Here is a 16,648-nt window from a genome sequence, read left to right as displayed (position 1 = left end):
GGATTTGAACTGGGCGCTATGCTGCTTGCGTTTGTTTTGGCTCATAAACCACTCCTAGCATGGGTTGGAAGCGTGTAGCTTATTCACCTGTCCAGTTTTAGGGTTCCACCTCAAAGAGCACTGGATGAAGGCAATGAAGAGGTTGAAGTCTACCGTGCAAAAGCAGTATCCCAGCCACGTATTGAATCACAAGCGTTGATTGGTCAGCGTAAGTCCGCCCAGGCATTGCTCAACGACTTGAGAAAAGATCCAAGCACCGACACAGCTCTAGGCGTACCATCCGGTCCAAATTCTGGATTATCAGTTCGTCTCATCCAATCGAAGCAAATGATTTAATTGCCGATCTGCAATCTTCTCGCCATCATTCGATGCTGCGATTCCCACCCAGATTTGGGTTTTGCATATCCTGATGGAGCCTTGCAAGCTACTGCTGGAGGTGACGCTGCAAATCCTCATTCCAATCCTTTGCACTGAGGACGTGACGCTGCGCCCCTGACAACTCCGCTTGCAGCCGCAGCGCGATCGCCTCATACTGCATCATTGTCCAGCGCCAACACTACTTCAGGCATTTCTCTCGACCTAGAGGCAGTTGTGGGGAGTGCCACGACAGCTATTGAAACCCACAGACGATCTATGTAGCACTCCCCACAACTGCCAATCAGCGTTAGCTCCCGACCATTCTCAGCGAGCGAGACCTAGATCGCTCTGCTGAATCTGCTGCAAGTCTTTCCGCATTAACTGCAAAGCGCCTTCCGGCAACGTCCCCCCTTGCAGGTAAGTTTGCACGAGCTGCCCAATTGCTTCTCGATCATCCGCGCTGTAGCCCAGTCGCCCAGCAAGCTTGCGCCATTCCCGCAACTGCCCAACCGTGCGTTCGATCGCCTCATACTGGGTTTGCAATTCTGGCTGTCGCATCAACTCGGTAATACGCTTCATGCCCTGCGTCTCTAATCGACCTGCCCACTTCTGCACTACGGATTCCTGCTGCTGTCGTTGTTTTTGACGGCCTTCAATCCCGTCCCAGTCCCGTTTTGCTTGCTGCCACAAAGCCTTTGTCTCGTCAAGCTGGCTGCGAGCTTCACGAAGCTGATCGCCACTTGTGCCAAAAGGATTGAGCAGCGACCGCTGGCCGCGAGCTTCCAAAACTTGCAAGTTCTTCTTCTCCAACGCATATTGATCACGGAATTCTTTGAGCTGACGCTGCACCTGTTTGGCCTGCCCCACCCACTGCTCAGTCTGCACTGTCACCCAAGGCTCAGTGCGCTGATGCGATCGCGCCATCTCCACTAAATTTATTTGCTCTCCGGGCGTAAGCTGAATCCAGTCCTGCTGCGTGAGATTCCGGGCTTGCTCCAAAGTCGTGAAGACAGCGCGGGTAGGCACTGAATCCAAAGGCAATGCTGCCCTCGATGCAGCGTCTAGCTCCTGCTGCTGCTGGTCAAGTAATTTGTGCGCCGCTTGCCAAGCTTGCACGTCGTCTACTGTGAGATCCTGGTTGTCCTCTCGCTGTACAGCGTAAGCTTTGGTCACATTGTCGCGACTGACGACATAGGGAATTTCGTCAATTTCCACTAAATAAGCAGATTTAGCTTTTAAGAGTTCGGATTCAGGAGAATCTTCGTTCTGAGCCGCATAGAACTCAAATACGCGCTCGGCGGCAGGGGCAATCGCCTCAGCCAAAGCTGCTTGAGCCTGCGCCCTCAATCGCTGCTCGGCGCGTCGTTGTTTAAGGCTGCTGTCAAATTCTTGAATGCGCTGGTGAATTCGCTCAATTTCGACTGCATGGACTCGCTCAAATTCGCAAAGCTGTCGGTTAATTTCGTCGAGTCCGTTTCCAACACCTCGATCCACATCTCCAGCCGCTCCATTGGCAGAGCGTCCTGATTGAGGCGATCGTCCAACGCTTTCAACACTTGGGAAGTATGCTCGCTCAAGCTGTCGGTCAGTCGATTGATCTCCGTTGCCGTCACTGACTGCCCCATCAACTGCCGCAACTCCTGCATCTCGTGCTGCAACGGCTGGACGATCGTTTCGCGATCGCTCTGCTGTCGCTCCACTATTTGAACTAACGCTGCTACCTGATTCTCCAGTTGCGTCAACCGCTCCGGCAGGGGTTGGAGCGCAGAAATCAAGTTCTGAAATTGCTGCTGCTGATCGGCCAAGGCTTGCAGTAATGTCGTCTCTAAGGGCGTTCTGTTGGCGTTGGTCATGACTGAGCGGTTTCCTTTGACAAAGTGCTTGAATCTGAGCGTTGTCCCGCTCTGGGTCGTAGTCCAACCCTAAATTTTTCACTAGGCCGGGATCGGCATTAGAAAAGCTGTAGCGAGTGCCCAGCGTACTTCCAGCAATACCATCACCCTCTAAACCGTAGGAAATTCCCTTTGACTTGCCCGTGCGGGTGAATTGCACTCGCACCTCAACGCCCTCGGCCTGAGCATTTTCGATGAATTCACACACCGATCGACTTTTGGCAGCAGCGCGATCGAGCATTTCTTGAAGCTGCTTGTGCTTGCTGGGAATGCCAGTTGTGGCCTCTTTGCGAACCTGACGAGTCGATTCGGCTTTACGAGTGACTTCCCAGCTATTGGGCTGCACTGCTAATCCATACTCACGTTCACAGAAGCGCAAAATTAGTTGAGCGCGGTAGCGATCGAACGAGGTCGAGTGTGCTTTCTCGGTTTCCAGATTTGTTTTTGCCCAAACCAAATGAATGTGCGGATGGTCTTCATCAAGGTGGCGAACGATCGTGTATTGATACTTGGGCAACTCTTCTTGGCGAAATTTCTCGATCGCTTCTCGAAACTCTCGATCGTCCAATTTTTGCAATAAATCAGGCTGCTCTGACGTAAGAATAAGTGCAGACAGAAATAGTTCTGCCATCTCGCAAAACTGATTGTCATTTAGGTTTTCGCCAGGGCGAATTGACAGGGACGCATGATAGATCGGTCGCTTAATTGGTTTCAAGTCGCACGCCATTAAATAGCGGCTCGTCGCTTGATTAATGATTTGCTTCAGTTCATTGATCGATAGATCGTCTCGCGAAACCCAGGGGGCGACATTGCCTCCAATAATTCTTGCACCAGATTTTGAGGCGACATATTGAAACGATCGCTTGGCTGAATTGTTTTGATGCAGCTTGGCAACGACCATTACTCCACCAGCTTCTGTTGAATTTCGTTGAGCTTTTTCAACAGGTGATCAAGGAGGTTTCGATCGTCCAGGCTCAAGCGTGGCAATTCTTGGCTATTGAGTCTACGAACGGCCTGATTGAGATTAACGCCAATCGCGTTGAGTTCGATGTAAATTTGACGATCGAGTGTTGAGGTGCGCTTCGCAGGTTTTGCGCGAGGCAAAGGAGCGTCATAGAGTCTGGCACGTACCCAATCAGCAAAGCTGATGTTGTTGTCCTTACACCAGGATTTGAGTGCCTGATTTTTCTGCCGAGGCACTCGGCAAGTGAGCATTTCCAAATCATCTTGCTGGGCTGGCAAAATTCCATCGAACATTTTTTCAAGTTCGATTAGGTCATTCTGGCGCTCTTGTTCGGCTTCCGAATGGGGCATGGCAATCGGGGGTGGGGTTTGCAAAGGGGTGTCCCCTTTGCCGAGCGCGGCGTATTACGCCGCATAGCTCGCCAACTTCGCTGCCGCTCGTTGGGTGTACGCTTATACTAACTTGTAAACGGCGAAGTTCTGCCGCTCGCTGGAGGCGATCGCAACAAACCGTAAAGCTTTCAGCAGTAAGGGTTGGCAATCGCTAGCATAAAGACAAATCAGTACATGAGAACTAAGCAAGATGGCGCAGCAACCCAAGAACAAGAACGGTGCAGACTCTACTGAAGACATGAGTGCCGCTACCATACCGACCGAGCCAGATTTAGACGGTGCTTTAGAGCTGCTAAAAGTGTTGGTGCAGAAACCCAAAAAGATTCCTGCTGAAACTGTGGTTGCAAAAGCATTTTCCCTGATAGGTGAAGCACTCCGACAGGGCTACAGCTACACTGACCTGGCTAAGGTTTTTGCTGGCAAGGGAGTTAAAATTTCGGCTCAAGAACTTAAATCACAGTACGAAGCATTGGCAGCAAAGGCGACAGAAGAGGGTGGGGACAAACAGGATAGCTTGCCGATCGCTTAGCTGGCGCTCAAATTATTGCCCGCTCGATTCGCTTGATTTGTGGCTCCGGCAGGGTGAGGAGTACTGCTTGTAGAATTCCAGTTTGAGCTTTACCACTCAACTCCTGCCACAGTTGCTGCCATTGGTGCGGTGCAAGCCAATCGAAAAACATTTCATTGAGCGATCGCAGCACGGCCTCGGTGCTAGCTTCAGTTGCTACAGCCTCTACAACTTGCACTAAATCGGAGTCAGGAGGGGAATCGGCAGAATTATAAATTTTGCTATTAGAGTCACCAGTAGCAAAATTTATAAAGTCCCAAAGCTGACTGATTCGAGCTTGGCTGCAACCAACAATCTGCGCCACCGCAGCCTGAGTAAGCTTTTCACCTGCTGACTTAATTTGTTCGATCGCCTGCCGCGCTGCCAAAATGATTCGCTGTTGTTTGCTGGCTGCATCTGGCGTGATGTCCACTGCGCTGACTTGCTGGGTCGGAATATCGAGCGCAAAGTCATTAAGCAGAATGACCTGCAATTGCTCATTGGGTCTGCGATGTGCCCGCAGCCGTCCGATCGCCTGGTGAATATCTGCCAAAATGACGCGATCGACGAATGCTTGAAAGCCTGCATCGTTTGCATCGTGGCATCCGGTCAGAATGGCGTATTCGGCCTGTAAGTCGCTGAGATTGCGGCATGGCGTTCCGATCAAAATCAGCGTTTTGGTCGTCTCAAAGTCGTTGACGCCGCGACTATCACGCCACCAAGCGCCCATGCTTTCATCAGCCAGCCGCTTGAAGTCGATCGCCTTGGTAGTCGGATCAAGCTGTTGGTAGTGGGAGGCGATCGCCGCTGCCCGTCGCTGTTGATCGGCTCCGCGCTGCATTCCCATCCGTCCCAAGTCGGTTACTTGAGTGACGGTCAAATTGTCCGCATCCTTCACCCGCTGGCGGCAGACAAAAATTTCTTCTGGATGACAGTTAAGCTTTAGCGCTAAATCTTCACGGCTCAGCGTGGCATCGAGGAAGACGTTTGCCCTAGCCGCAGCAGCGATCGCCCGATGCCGATCGTTAGGTAGTGAAGTTGTGAGCGATTGCCTGTCAAGATGCAGCGATCCAACTTGACCTTGCAAGACGCGCAGCAAATCAGGGAGCCAGTGTTTCACTACGCGCTGCTCCGCCAGTTCTGCACCGTCTCGATCGCGGTCAGCAAACTTTTTACGAACACCAGGCGGTAGATCTGCAAGTTCGACTCCGTATTCTGCTGTGGTGTTGAGAAATGACAAATCAGGCTGTAGTGCCCGCTCGATCGCGCTAGGGTCAATCGCCTCGACGTTGCCCAGTAACTTCACTACAGCAGCATGGTTCAGCCCATAGCGGTCTGCTCTGGTACTGCCATCGAGGTAGGGCAGCAGCGCCGTTAGCAGTGCTTGCAGCGGCTCAAACAGCGCAACTTTGAGCAGTGCGGTGATCGTTTGCTCTAAGTCTTGCATTGTCACGACGACATTGCGCTTGACGATGAGATTTTCGCCTGCTTCGTCCCAAATCAAAAGCGTTTGGTCAAGCTCGTAATCCTCCGGTGAGGGCAAGCTGTCGGGATGCGCTCGCAGCTTTGAAGAAGACAGCGCCGATCGCCGCTGGTTGAGAAAACCAAAGTTTCTGCCATTGGCATTTTGACAGGCTTCTTTCAGCGGACAAGTACCACAGACGATCGCGGCTGTATCCGCGCCTTGAATGTGTTTCGCTCTCAGTGCGTCGATGATGCCCACGCGGTTGCAGTTGCCGGGAATGCTGGGAATTTCACCTCGGTTCGATCGCTTCAGTCGATGCCCTCCGCTTGGTGTTGATTCACTAGTCAGGCCAGCATGACGCGCTTCTAAATCAATCCAGCCATTCTCAGTCGATAGCGTCTCTACAGTAGGATTGCGGTGCTGTGGGCTGAGGTAGATGGCTTGCCTTGCATCGAAGTTTTGCGGCTCCACGCTGCCAGAATCAAAGCTCTTTCCTGTGCCAGTTCCAGACTGATCAAGAATGAAGCGGTAGCCTTGTGCGATCGCCTGTTGCCACGTTGCGATCCGATCGCCCTCCTGGTATTCGTGTGCAGTGGTCGGCTCCGATGGTTGCCGCTGCTCCGGCTGCTTCGGCTTGACTGGCTGGCGAAGCAGGCTAAGAAGTCGAGTAAATCCCTTGTGCCTGTTGCGGGCGATCGCCTCAAATTGCCCAACGGTGAGCAGCTTGATTGAACTGAGATCAATCAGTTCATCAATATCGCTGTCAGTTTTGTTGAACTGTTCCCACCAGGCGACCCTGACCTGGTATCCCCAGCGCTGCAATAGCTTCCAAGTTGCTCGGTACTGCCGCATGACGTTGGCGTTATCAAGGCATCCTGCATCTGGGTAGAACTCGATCGAGCGTGTTCCAAGTTCTGCTGAAAGCCGCTCCAGTGAGTGTCGCAGCATCTTAGGGCTGCTGGCGAACTGTCCACCCGCTGCACCAATCACAACTTGCCCTCGGCGCTGGCTGGCGATGAAGGGCTTTGCGCCTACACTCTCCGTCATGCCGATCGTTCTACACCGAATACCTTTAATTGGACGATGAATTGCCAGCGGCAACTCGCCATTCGGTAGGTGGGGCGTTGGGCCATTGGGTCGCTTTCGGGTTTTGCCTGTGAGCCAGATGTAGCGGATGTCGCCGCTGCGGAGGCGAAGTTGAAAGGCGACAAGCTGCCCATCGACATCGACAATCGGGCACAGGTATCCCGGTTGAGTATTGAGGCTTTGCCCGTCGAGGTTGATCCCCGGTAGGGTATGGGGCAACTCGATCGCCAGCCGCTGCCACTGCTCAACAGATTTGACACCCCAGGCTGCAATCTCGTCGTTCGTGAGGCCACGCCTGTGCAGGTCGGCACGATCGATCGAGTCAAGGGACAGTTGAGCCAGCATTGAGCGGTAGTGGCGATTGCGCTCTGAGGCTGGTAGGGCGGCAGCTTGGCGTTGTTGTTCTTGCTGCTGGCGCAGTTGGCGCTTGGTGTCGCGCTCTTGTCGCCACTGGTCGCGCTGCTCTGAAGTGAAGTGGTGGCTGTCATCAATGACCCACTTGCCCCACAAGTCGTCTTTAGTACGCCCGATGAACTTGAATCCGGGAGTGCGATCGGAGGCATCGGCAAAGCTCATGCACAGAATTGTGCTGGAGGTTGTTCTGCATTTGCCCTTGGTGTCGCCGCACAGTTCGCAAGGGTTGCCGCGACGGGTAGAAACGAAATCTTTTGACATGGCCTGCTCTGTTTTGGGGCAATTGAACAGAGCGCCTTAAGGTTTGGAAGATGTTGTGATGCTGTTTGATGATGTGCATCACATTGATGATCAACACCGTTTTGCAGCTTTTTTCACCATTATTTGCACGTAATTTTCATCCACTTCCGCACCAAAAAACGCTCAAACCATTACAGAGAGCGGTTTTGAAGCGCCATGCAGCAGCTAGGGTTAATTCGTCAAGGGTCTTGCACTCTTTGACGAACCTCCCTTAGAATCGGCATAGCGCAAACGCCTCGCTCGCGCAGATGCGCTGCAAGGTTCTTGGTTGTCCAAAACGAATCGCTTGGTCAAAAGGTCGTCGTTTGGATCTGCCGCTCTTTAAAACTGAATACAAAGCCTACGGCCCCTTCTGTTTCCAGCAGCGGGGGTTTTTGGCTTCTAGACTGTCTAGAACATGACGATCGCTCCTGAAGTGCAAAGGTGGAAACTTATTCACCCGCTGATGTGGATCGCGCCCATAGTAGCGGGGAGTCTTGTGAGACGGTAAAAATCGCCTGATGAGATCCTAGTGCCGATCAGTAATTAGTACAAGTAGGCGACGACGATCGCCCCTATCAACCCAGTAAGCGATGCACGTCGATCGAGACATCCTGAAACGCCAGTGGCTTGATTGTGCCTTGCATGAACTTCTGCTCTGACTGGTAGCCTGCTTGCGTGGGCAATCGAAACACCAGCAATTCCAGCACCTTGAGATTCAGCACCCAATATTCGTGAATGCCTGCGGCTGCATAAATCTGGGTTTTGACCTCTAGGTCTTTTCGCAAGCTCGAATCGGCAAGCTCGACGAGCCAGTAGATATCTTCCGGGTAGGGGTGATGCGTGTTGTAGCGGATGTCGCGGCAGATGCACAAGTCCGGCTCTGGCTCTGAGTCGTTTGGCAGCGTGATCGGTTTACCAATTCTGAGCTTTGCGCGATCGCCCAACTGCTGGCGAATATGGTCTTCAACCTGATCGCCTACTCCGGCATGGGGAACGCCCTCATGTGGCATCTCGACAATTTGCCCATTGAGCAATTCCACCTTCTTATCATCAAGGATGCCCGCCTCGATCATGCGGTGATATTCGTCGATCGTCCATTTTGCGATCGTTATTGGTGTCTCAGCCATTGCCCCAGCTTCGCCCTGCATTGTGCTTGCCTCTAGCCAGGATCTCTGTCTCATTTCAATTCGGGCGAGCCGCTCATCGGCTGATTGCCCGTACCATTGAGCATTTAGCAGCATTCGCCTGATTGCCGCGAATTGATCTTCGTCTGGATTGAGTTTCTGCATTGCCTCGATTTGTTCAACCTCCGCAGATACGACTGCGATCACGCCTTCATTCCCCGTCGCTTCCATTACTCGATCGCCGCCGCATATTTGCCAGTTCCAGTAGAATATTTCGCGTCTCGGTCTGAAGCCCCAGCATGGCCGACCGAAACTGCGCTCGATCGGGCTGCTCAGCCGCGAGAAACGAAGTGGACTGAGCAATGTAAGCATTCACGTTGGCGGCGAGGGTGGATAGTTCAAGCCTCATCTCGGTGGTTTGGCTGACTAAATCTGCGATCGAGGCTTCGTAATCACTGCGGAACTCTAGCCGCTGCTGTCGTTCTGCCTCTACCTGTTGCTGCCGCTGTTGCCGCTCCGCCTCAAGCTCCTGCTGAAATTGCTGCTGGCTGGTCGCGAGATCTGCAAGGATGGCCTCAACGCGATCGAGTCTGTTTGGTTCTGCTGCGTTCATGCGGTTGCCCTCACTCTTGATTCCTGCTAAAGCTTTGCTGCAACGTCTGAACTGCTTCTGCAAAGTCAGTTTCAGCAATCAGGATGCAGCGCTTAAGTAAATCAATGTCAAGCCGATCGAGGCCGGGAAGCTCACTGCGATCGATGCGCTCGTAGCCAGTCGCTCGCAGGTGATGCAACTCCAGTACGCCATCTTGCCAAAACCAAACTTCCGGCACTCCTAACGCTCGATAGCGCGGCAGTTTATTGGCTCCGCTGGTGAAGACGACTTCGATCGAGAGATCGGGAATCGGCTTAAACCCTCCGACGCAGTAGGACTGGTCAGCTTGGGCGGATGCGACGCGATCGGCTTCTTGCGTCATCGATCCAGTTGGCTCAAACTGGATTCGCTTGGCTAGCAAAAACGTCGTGAGCAAGTAGCCGATGATGTGCGAGAAAACTTCGTGTTCGCGTCCGGGCATGAAAATCTCGATCGTCTCTTCGTAGAAGGCTAGTCTCACCCCTGGCGAGTTTTCAGAGGCTTGCTGCATCAGCCTGAATTGCTCCCACGTCCCCTGAAGGATGATGCGCTGATCGGTCGTCTGTGGTGGCTGCGTCAGTTGTGCTGTCATGGCGATCGCCCTCACTTGCTCATGTCGAAAATCTGCTCAGCCGTCAGTGGCAGGCCAGAAAATAGCTTAGATTCAATGCGGTCTTGCCCTCGAAACACCTTTGGCGTTTGGTATTCGCCGTTCTCAAGCTGGTAGATCGTGAGCGTCGGCTGTTTAGGTGAATCCGTGAATCGAACGCCGCCAAACGGCAGATAATCCACGATCCAATACTCTAAAACGCCCAGGGTCTCGTATTCAGCCAGCTTCGTGAGGTAATCGTCCTTCCAGTTGTTGCTGACGACTTCGATCACGCCTGGGGGCGTAATGTAGGCAGCAGCAGAGCTAGAGATGCCCTTCATCCGCTGCCATTCGTCCTTGGCAAACACAACGATGTCAGCTTTCCGGCTTTTCTCCTTTTCCCCTGGTTCTGCTCCCAGCCGCACTTGCTTGGACTGCCGAGCCACATAGGTCAAGTTCTGCGTTCGGCAGAAGTTTTCGAGATACGTGCAAAGTCGCTCGATCAAATCCTCATGATTGGCATTTGGTTCTGATAGCGGCATGGGAATCCCGTCAACTAGCTCGAAGTCTCTGCCTGAGCCGTCGTCCCAAGCAAGAAACTCCTCAAAGGTCAGTGGTTTGGTAATTGTTGCGGTCATGGCGATCGCCCTCACTTGTCCTTCTTTTGCTGATGCGTCTTGAACTCGCCACGCTCTTTTGCCTCTCTGATGCCTACCTCAATCAAGTAGGACGCAAGATTTGCGGTGGGTCTGCCTTGATAATCAGCCCAACTCTCTAGCTCGTCATGCAATGTATCGGGCAGTGTTACCAAAACTCGTTTGCTCACAGAACAAGTCTCATTCATAAATTAGTTCCTAAATGGTAAGCGGATTAATCCAGCCACACTCCAAATGAGCGTGTCTGATTTCTATTAGATATAAATCTATTACAGTTTTATATCATAAATCTATCACCCTGTGCTACCATTCAGGCCATAGAAAGAACACAGAAAGGACGCGATCGCATAGAGGCTAGTCGCCCAGCCCCAGCGCGATCGATCGGCCTCAAGTTCTCATGCTGCAAAGTTTTACGCCCCATTCAACAGGAGAAATGCCCCATGACGCTCGCTTACTCGCAATCCCTCGTGCGGATTGCCAACGAACATACAGAGAACAGTCCGCTTATTCGCCCTATCGTCTGTTTCGACGGCGGCAACAGAACGATCCAGTGGATCGACCCCGATGGCAACATCCGCCAGATTCCCAGCTACCTTAAGCCGATCGATCCAACCTGGGAGGAAGTGGAGCCGGACGTAAACAGCATCGTGATCGAGTTTGAAGATCAGCACTTTGCGATCGGGCAGGTCGCGAAAGATATGGGCGGAACTCCCACATTCCAAGCCGACAAAATCGAACTTGCCCGCCGTCTCGTCTTGGCTGCGCTGGAGCCAAACCCCGTCAATCAATTTGATGCGCTTAGAGTTGAGCGCTTGCTGATTGCCCTACCTAACTCTCGCGGCGATCTATCAAGCCTTAAAGCAATCGAAGGCACATACGACTTTGTTCGCAATGGTCAGGCGATCGTCGCCACCGTCCGCCGCGTTGAAGCGATCGACGAAACCCGCGCCGCCTTTGTCTACGGAATGCAGCAAGGTTTGTTCCTCAGCCGCAAACAAGTCAACGGCGTTTTGGATCTTGGCGGTGGAACGTCGATCGCCCGCCTCTACTCAGTCGGCGGTTCACTGATGCGCGAAGCCGATGTGATTTTGCCGGGAACGTTCGACCTAGCTCGCAAGATTGCCAGCCGCATCAATCGCGACTTGCCAACTTCTGCCGATCTCTCGCTCATCATGGATGCGATCGAGCGTGGCGATTACTGCTACGGCACGACGGGCTACAGCTTCGCGCCTGCCTTCGAGTCAGCCCGCGCCGAATGGCTCGACGAAATTCGCGGCCAGATCAAAACGCGCTGGGGTCAGTGGCTCCCAAACTTGGGTGAAGTGCTGATTATTGGCGGCAGTGCGCCGATCGCCCTACCGCTGCAAGATGCGACAAAAGGCCGCTTCAAAATCGCGCCCAACCCGCAAACCATCTCGATCGTCGGCATGGGGGCGCTGTAAATCATGGCACTCTCCCGAATTATCCTGGCTGACGACATTCGCGAAATTGTCGATGCGGTGCAAGCCAAAACGCGATCGCCTTCACCCAGCGCTGCGATCGCCCTGCTGGTGACGCGCTACGGACGGCATTTAGTTGAAACTTGGGAACTCGATCCCAACCAGTATCGCGATCCGCATCTTGTCACCCCTGCCGCAGTTTCCCCAGCGCTACCAGCCGCACCGCAGCCATCCGCGATCGAGTTTCAGTTCACCGAAGCGATCGATCTGTAGCCAGCCCTCCACCTTCCACAGCTTGCAGGCTGGCTACTCTCCCTCAACCGCAAAATCTCAGGAGTAATCCCATCATGACTCAACCCGTTTCCCGCGCTGCCAAGCCGATCGGCTATTACTGCAACACTTCAAACGCGCCGATCGCTGCACTGATTAACGGCTACGGCTCACACCTAGAGCGCATTTCGCCTCAGCAAAAAATGCTGATAGTTTCCGCCATTGCCGACCACATTGCCAGCAGCGCTCAAACCTACTACCCGATGCAAAGCAGTGTTGAAGCGATCGACCCCGATAACCTGCTGGGCGATGCGCTGAAATTCCTGCTGGTTCAAATTGCTGACACATCCGGCGCAGATGAACTGAACTTGCTCATTCTGGCGATCGCATCTCAGCACGGCGACGACATCGCAACGGAGCCTACGACTGATGCAGGTAGAAACACTTTCCACCTCAACCGGATTAAAAGTCATGGCTGGCTTCTTTGGCGAAAACTTTCAAGGCTTGAGCCAAACCGAGAAACTAGGCATCATTGCCGCCCTGATGCAAGTCGTCTACCAGTGCGAATTCTCGGAAGACTGGACGCTGCACGATGAACTCGAATCGGGCAGATATAACGCACTTTCGCCGCAGGTCAAAGGCGCAATCCTAGCCTTCGATGAGGATGACCAAACGGACGCGATCGCCTTTTGCACCGCCGTTCTACTCAAGCTGGCAATGCAGCAGTAGACCAACAAATCAACACATCTTCTAACAGGAATTCGACCCATGCTTAAACAGTTTCAGCGCAATCCGATCGGCTCGCTGTTCCTTGGCGGCATCGTCCTTTCGCTGGCATTCTCGATGGGAAATATTCGCCAGAACGCCAACTCGATCGGGCAAGTCCGGCAGATCGCCCAACAGAATGCCGCCGCTCAAATGCAGTTGCAAGCGACAGAGCAAGCCAACCAGCAACGCGCCAAGATTGCCGAATCCCGCTATCAGTCCGGCTGTGTCGTTGTCGTTGCGATGAATGCGCCTGACCACTTCACCAGCATTACTGAGAATCAGCCCGTTCTCGACAGCGTTCGCCGTGTGCCGCTGCCAGTGGGAACGGTCGTTTGTGACGTGAACGGCAATACGGCAGTTCTGGCCGACAACGGAGCCGGAACGCCTGTCGCAACTCAACTCGCCTTCACCGGAAACAAGACCGTCATCGAATCCGCCCTGCGTGGCGTTCCTGCCCAGTTCAACCCGCCTCAGCAATAGGAACCACATCGACATGAAACGCACTCAAAATACCGCTGACGCCCAATCGCAAGCATCCGAAAGCTCCGCTTCCTCCGGGCGTGCAAGCGGACGCAAGAGCGAATCGAGCAATCAGGCGACAGTCGGCAACGCCACTCGGCAGATCGTCCGCGTCCTTTACTGGCTGGTCATCATTGCCGCGCTGTGGTTCGCCTATCTCAACATCAACCCCTACGCGCAGGCCGTGCGTTACATCATGGACGGCACACTCGACCGAACCTTCTTCGGCTGGCTGCTGCAACTGCCCATCGTTGGCAACCTGCTTAACTTCTTCGCACTTGGGGCGCACTGGCTAATCGGTCTGATTCTGTGGGCAGTGATTCAAACGATCGAGTGCTTCCCCATCGTTCTGAAGCACGATCGATCCTTTCAGCGAGCCATTATCAACGACAGCGATCGCAACCAGCAATACGCCATTTCAGAAGACGACGATCCCGCCGTCCAATGGCTCAAGCGCTGGTACAACCGCTTCCCAACACTCACCATTCGTAAGGCTCGCAACTTGGCGCTGTTTGCTTACACGGCTGATTTCTTGATCTGCCTGTCCGTCTACCCGCCCGTCGATGGTGGCGTGAGTCAATTTCTATTCGTCGTGGCAACTGGACAGTTTCAGCTAATCAACTGGTCAAACGTCGCCCTAATGATGACGACCCTATTTGCATTCGAGGCGATCGTCCACATGCTGTTTTTCTTGGCTCACATCACCTGGTATTACCGCCTGAGCCGTTCTGCTGCTTAACGAATCATTCCCACAAGGGCGATCGCCTTGGGTCGATCGCCCTTTTTCATGCCCTAGAGGTGAAATCTATGAGTTCATTCAATCCTCAAAAGTACCAACGCTCTGCCGCAGAATGGCAAGAAATCGCCCGCGAAACCAATTCAGAAGTCGGAGCGCAATTCACAATCATCGGCGGCGTAGTGCTGGGCTTGTTTGCCGCTGCTGCTGCCAGCCCTGTCACTGGCCTGTTAGTGGCTGGCTACTTTGGCTACAAAGCTTGGCAGGACACGCAGGCCGCAAACCGCAACGATAGCGCGATCGATCGGCATGGCTGCATTGCTCACCTGCTCAAAGCGTCTGACCTGAAGGACTACAGCCGCCAAGTGGGAGCCGAAGTTGCCGCCGCCGAAATCACGTTTGCGATCGAGAATGGCTACCGCGTCACAAATGCGGCGATCGAGTTTCTGGAGATGTGCGGCGTGGATGTCGATGCGCTGATGTCACCAGCGCTGCCAGCCGCCAAAAGCAAAGAATCAGAGGCATTAGCCCAACCGCTTAATTTTCTTGAATCTGAAATTGCAGCGCTGGCTGGAGAGGACGCAGCCGTCGCGCCGGAGCCGCCGCAAGTTTCGCCCAATCAGTTTGAACCGATCGAACCACCCGCAACGATCGATATTCCCGTCGAGGATGTCCCCAGCTTGCAGCCGCCCTCGACGCAGCTAGCCGCCATGCCAACTGACTCTAGAACCTCTACCCCAACAAACGATCTCTTTGCCTGGTCGCGTGATCTGCTCCACTTTCCCGCCGTGCTGATTTGGGGGCCGCAGGGGTCAGGCAAAACCTCGTTTGCTGCCTGGTTGCTGCATCAGCGCATTGCGGCTGGACACCTTGCCTGGATCTGCGATCCGCACAAGGAATACGGTCAGTGGAAAGGGCTAAAAGTGGTTGGGGCTGGCATGGATTACGTGGACTGCGATCGCGCCATGCTGAAGTTTGCTAACACAGTCAAGCAGGCTTATAAAGCACGAGCGGAGCAAGCTAATTACAAACCAACTCGCGAAACTGTCTTAGTTGAAGAGTTCACAAATTGGGCGAGTCGTTGTGATAATTCTGCTGAATTCTTTACAGCTTCTCTCAGCGATTTACGCAAGATCAAAAAGGGCGTAATCTTCGTTTCTCACGATCGATCGTTGATTGCTCTGGGCAATGCAAAAGGATTTAGTAAAGCGCGAAACAATGGCCTTTTAGAACTATTTCTAGAGGCAACAATTGATCCTGCTACAGGTGAACCAATGCCAGCAATGCGAGGCAAGTTGAAGTATCCTGGCAAGGCTGCGATCGAGGTTGAAATCTCTCCAGAAATGTGCGGCTCGATGGATTTTACTCAGGTGGGGGCTTCGCCTCCTTTGGGCGGCATTGAAGCTGCCAGTGCGATCGCCTCGGATGAACAGCAACGTTTGCGCGAGAAGCTGGAGGGGCTGTACCGCGAAACACCAGCGAATGACGCAGCGAACGACCCGAACGACGTGCCGAACGATGCCCAAACGAATTCTAAAATCGTTCCCGAACGACCGAACGATGCGAACGAAATCCGAACGAATCTCGGAACGGGCGAAACGACGCAGCCACAGGGGTTTGAGGCGTTTTACTTCTCTCCCGAACGAATTGCCGAACGGTTCGGAGGAACGACCGAACGAACGCTTTTTGAGGTCGTTCGGGCAGGTTTCGAGAACGGTCTTGCACCGAACGAGATCGTAAAGCAATCACTCAAGCTCGGACGCGATCGCTACCAGGAAGGCAAGGCGTTATCTGTCTACCTGGTTCGCAAGTACGGCCAGTTCGATTTGCTGATGCACTTCAAGAAGTGGCTTGAGGAAGGTTAAGACAAAGCAGGTTTTAGCAATCCCATTAAGCGCTCAAGCTAGTTATTCAATAAGGGTATCGAGCTGCCATTCGTCACAATTCCGACTAGGGTTTAGCTTGCATCCCTCTGGCAGTTTCGTCTTACAAAACCTCGCTTCACTCAGTTGATCTTCAGTCCAGTTCTCGGCGCTGCTAAGGTCGGCATCGCGGAGATGGGTTTTGCTGAGATTGGCATTACTAAGATTGGTAAGCATAAGGTTAGCACTGCCGAGGTTAGCACTGCTGAGATTGGCATTACTGAGATTGGTAAGCATGAGGTTAGCCCCACGGAGGGTGACAACACGGAGGTCGGCATTACTGAGGTCGGCACCGTTGAGATTGGCATTACCGAGGTTAGTACCGCTGAGGTTGATCCCACAAAGGTGAGCGCCACGGAGATCAACATTACGGAGATCCGCGCCCCTAAGCGACAAATTGAGTTTGCTAATTATGTCTGACTCAAAGAGAAATCGGATGACGCTACCTTTACGTTCTCCACTATTCTTAAGTCTTCGTAGTATGAGGTGGACCCGTAGGACTAGACGAAAATCGAGGGAGAATAAGCTACAGATCTCAAGTTGCAGACTCAGCAATGCTGATGTTTTAGTTCGACTTTAATCAGCGATTCAACTA

General features: G+C 53.2%; 17 protein-coding genes. 7 read left to right on the top strand and 10 right to left on the bottom strand.

Annotated features, from left to right (window positions below):
• Positions 1-681: 681 nt before the first annotated feature.
• A complete protein-coding gene (locus H6F67_RS22235) occupies positions 682-3,150 on the bottom strand; it encodes a relaxase/mobilization nuclease domain-containing protein (protein WP_190768836.1) in 2,469 nt (822 codons plus the stop codon).
• Complete coding sequence (locus H6F67_RS22230) at positions 3,150-3,563, bottom strand: hypothetical protein (protein ID WP_190768835.1); 414 nt, start codon at positions 3,561-3,563, stop codon at positions 3,150-3,152. Before H6F67_RS22230 ends, H6F67_RS22235 begins: the two co-directional genes overlap by 1 nt.
• 232 nt (positions 3,564-3,795) lie before the next feature.
• Between H6F67_RS22230 and H6F67_RS22225 the strand changes: the two genes are divergently transcribed.
• Positions 3,796-4,134 carry a hypothetical protein gene (locus H6F67_RS22225; protein ID WP_190768834.1) on the top strand — a complete coding sequence of 113 codons (339 nt, stop codon included), beginning with the start codon at positions 3,796-3,798 and terminating at the stop codon, positions 4,132-4,134.
• Positions 4,135-4,141: 7 nt separating this feature from the next.
• Here the strand turns inward: H6F67_RS22225 and H6F67_RS22220 are convergent, their stop codons facing one another.
• From H6F67_RS22220 to H6F67_RS22195, 6 genes are all read right to left on the bottom strand, one after another.
• Positions 4,142-7,378, bottom strand: a complete 3,237-nt coding sequence (locus tag H6F67_RS22220; protein WP_199304581.1) for a hypothetical protein — start codon at positions 7,376-7,378, stop codon at positions 4,142-4,144.
• 596 nt (positions 7,379-7,974) lie between these two features.
• Positions 7,975-8,754, bottom strand: a complete 780-nt coding sequence (locus tag H6F67_RS22215) for a Uma2 family endonuclease (protein WP_242020755.1) — start codon at positions 8,752-8,754, stop codon at positions 7,975-7,977.
• The gene (locus H6F67_RS22210) at positions 8,735-9,136 is read right to left on the bottom strand and encodes a hypothetical protein (protein WP_190768833.1); all 402 of its coding nucleotides are present in this window, start codon (positions 9,134-9,136) and stop codon (positions 8,735-8,737) included. The genes H6F67_RS22215 and H6F67_RS22210 overlap by 20 nt, the downstream gene beginning before the upstream one ends.
• A gap of 10 nt (positions 9,137-9,146) precedes the next feature.
• Positions 9,147-9,746, bottom strand: coding sequence for a Uma2 family endonuclease (locus H6F67_RS22205; RefSeq protein ID WP_190768832.1), 600 nt, complete (start codon positions 9,744-9,746; stop codon positions 9,147-9,149).
• A gap of 11 nt (positions 9,747-9,757) precedes the next feature.
• Complete coding sequence (locus H6F67_RS22200) at positions 9,758-10,381, bottom strand: Uma2 family endonuclease (protein WP_190768831.1); 624 nt, start codon at positions 10,379-10,381, stop codon at positions 9,758-9,760.
• Positions 10,382-10,392: 11 nt separating this feature from the next.
• Positions 10,393-10,587 carry a ribbon-helix-helix domain-containing protein gene (locus H6F67_RS22195; protein ID WP_190768830.1) on the bottom strand — a complete coding sequence of 65 codons (195 nt, stop codon included), beginning with the start codon at positions 10,585-10,587 and terminating at the stop codon, positions 10,393-10,395.
• A 252-nt stretch (positions 10,588-10,839) separates the two neighbouring features.
• On the opposite strand from H6F67_RS22195, the gene H6F67_RS22190 reads away from it, so the two are divergent.
• Both H6F67_RS22190 and H6F67_RS22185 read left to right on the top strand, forming a co-directional pair.
• Positions 10,840-11,841, top strand: coding sequence for a ParM/StbA family protein (locus H6F67_RS22190; RefSeq protein WP_190768829.1), 1,002 nt, complete (start codon positions 10,840-10,842; stop codon positions 11,839-11,841).
• 3 nt (positions 11,842-11,844) lie between these two features.
• Positions 11,845-12,111, top strand: a complete 267-nt coding sequence (locus H6F67_RS22185; RefSeq protein WP_190768828.1) for a DUF2683 family protein — start codon at positions 11,845-11,847, stop codon at positions 12,109-12,111.
• A 173-nt stretch (positions 12,112-12,284) separates the two neighbouring features.
• Here H6F67_RS22185 and H6F67_RS22180 read toward each other — a convergent pair whose 3' ends face one another.
• Complete coding sequence (locus H6F67_RS22180) at positions 12,285-12,581, bottom strand: hypothetical protein (protein ID WP_190768827.1); 297 nt, start codon at positions 12,579-12,581, stop codon at positions 12,285-12,287.
• Here H6F67_RS22180 and H6F67_RS22175 point away from each other — a divergent pair.
• The 4 genes from H6F67_RS22175 (at position 12,580) to H6F67_RS22160 (ending at position 15,996) form a co-directional block, all read left to right on the top strand.
• The gene (locus H6F67_RS22175; RefSeq protein ID WP_190768826.1) at positions 12,580-12,837 is read left to right on the top strand and encodes a hypothetical protein; all 258 of its coding nucleotides are present in this window, start codon (positions 12,580-12,582) and stop codon (positions 12,835-12,837) included. The genes H6F67_RS22180 and H6F67_RS22175 overlap by 2 nt on opposite strands.
• 39 nt (positions 12,838-12,876) lie before the next feature.
• Positions 12,877-13,356 (top strand): hypothetical protein, encoded by a 480-nt coding sequence (locus tag H6F67_RS22170; RefSeq protein ID WP_199304580.1) that lies wholly within the window; start codon positions 12,877-12,879, stop codon positions 13,354-13,356.
• Positions 13,357-13,369: 13 nt separating this feature from the next.
• Positions 13,370-14,134 (top strand): hypothetical protein, encoded by a 765-nt coding sequence (locus H6F67_RS22165; RefSeq protein WP_190768825.1) that lies wholly within the window; start codon positions 13,370-13,372, stop codon positions 14,132-14,134.
• Positions 14,135-14,202: 68 nt separating this feature from the next.
• On the top strand, positions 14,203-15,996 hold the full coding sequence (locus H6F67_RS22160; RefSeq protein WP_190768824.1) for a hypothetical protein: 1,794 nt from the start codon (positions 14,203-14,205) through the stop codon (positions 15,994-15,996).
• A 42-nt stretch (positions 15,997-16,038) separates the two neighbouring features.
• On the opposite strand, the gene H6F67_RS22155 is transcribed toward H6F67_RS22160, so the two are convergent.
• Positions 16,039-16,449 carry a pentapeptide repeat-containing protein gene (locus H6F67_RS22155; protein ID WP_242020754.1) on the bottom strand — a complete coding sequence of 137 codons (411 nt, stop codon included), beginning with the start codon at positions 16,447-16,449 and terminating at the stop codon, positions 16,039-16,041.
• Positions 16,450-16,648 lie beyond the last annotated feature (199 nt).

The organism is Microcoleus sp. FACHB-1515, assembly GCF_014696105.1.
Taxonomy (GTDB): domain Bacteria; phylum Cyanobacteriota; class Cyanobacteriia; order Elainellales; family Elainellaceae; genus JAAUTJ01.
Note: the sequence above shows the minus strand (reverse complement) of the source record. Positions and strands in the feature narration are given on the sequence as shown.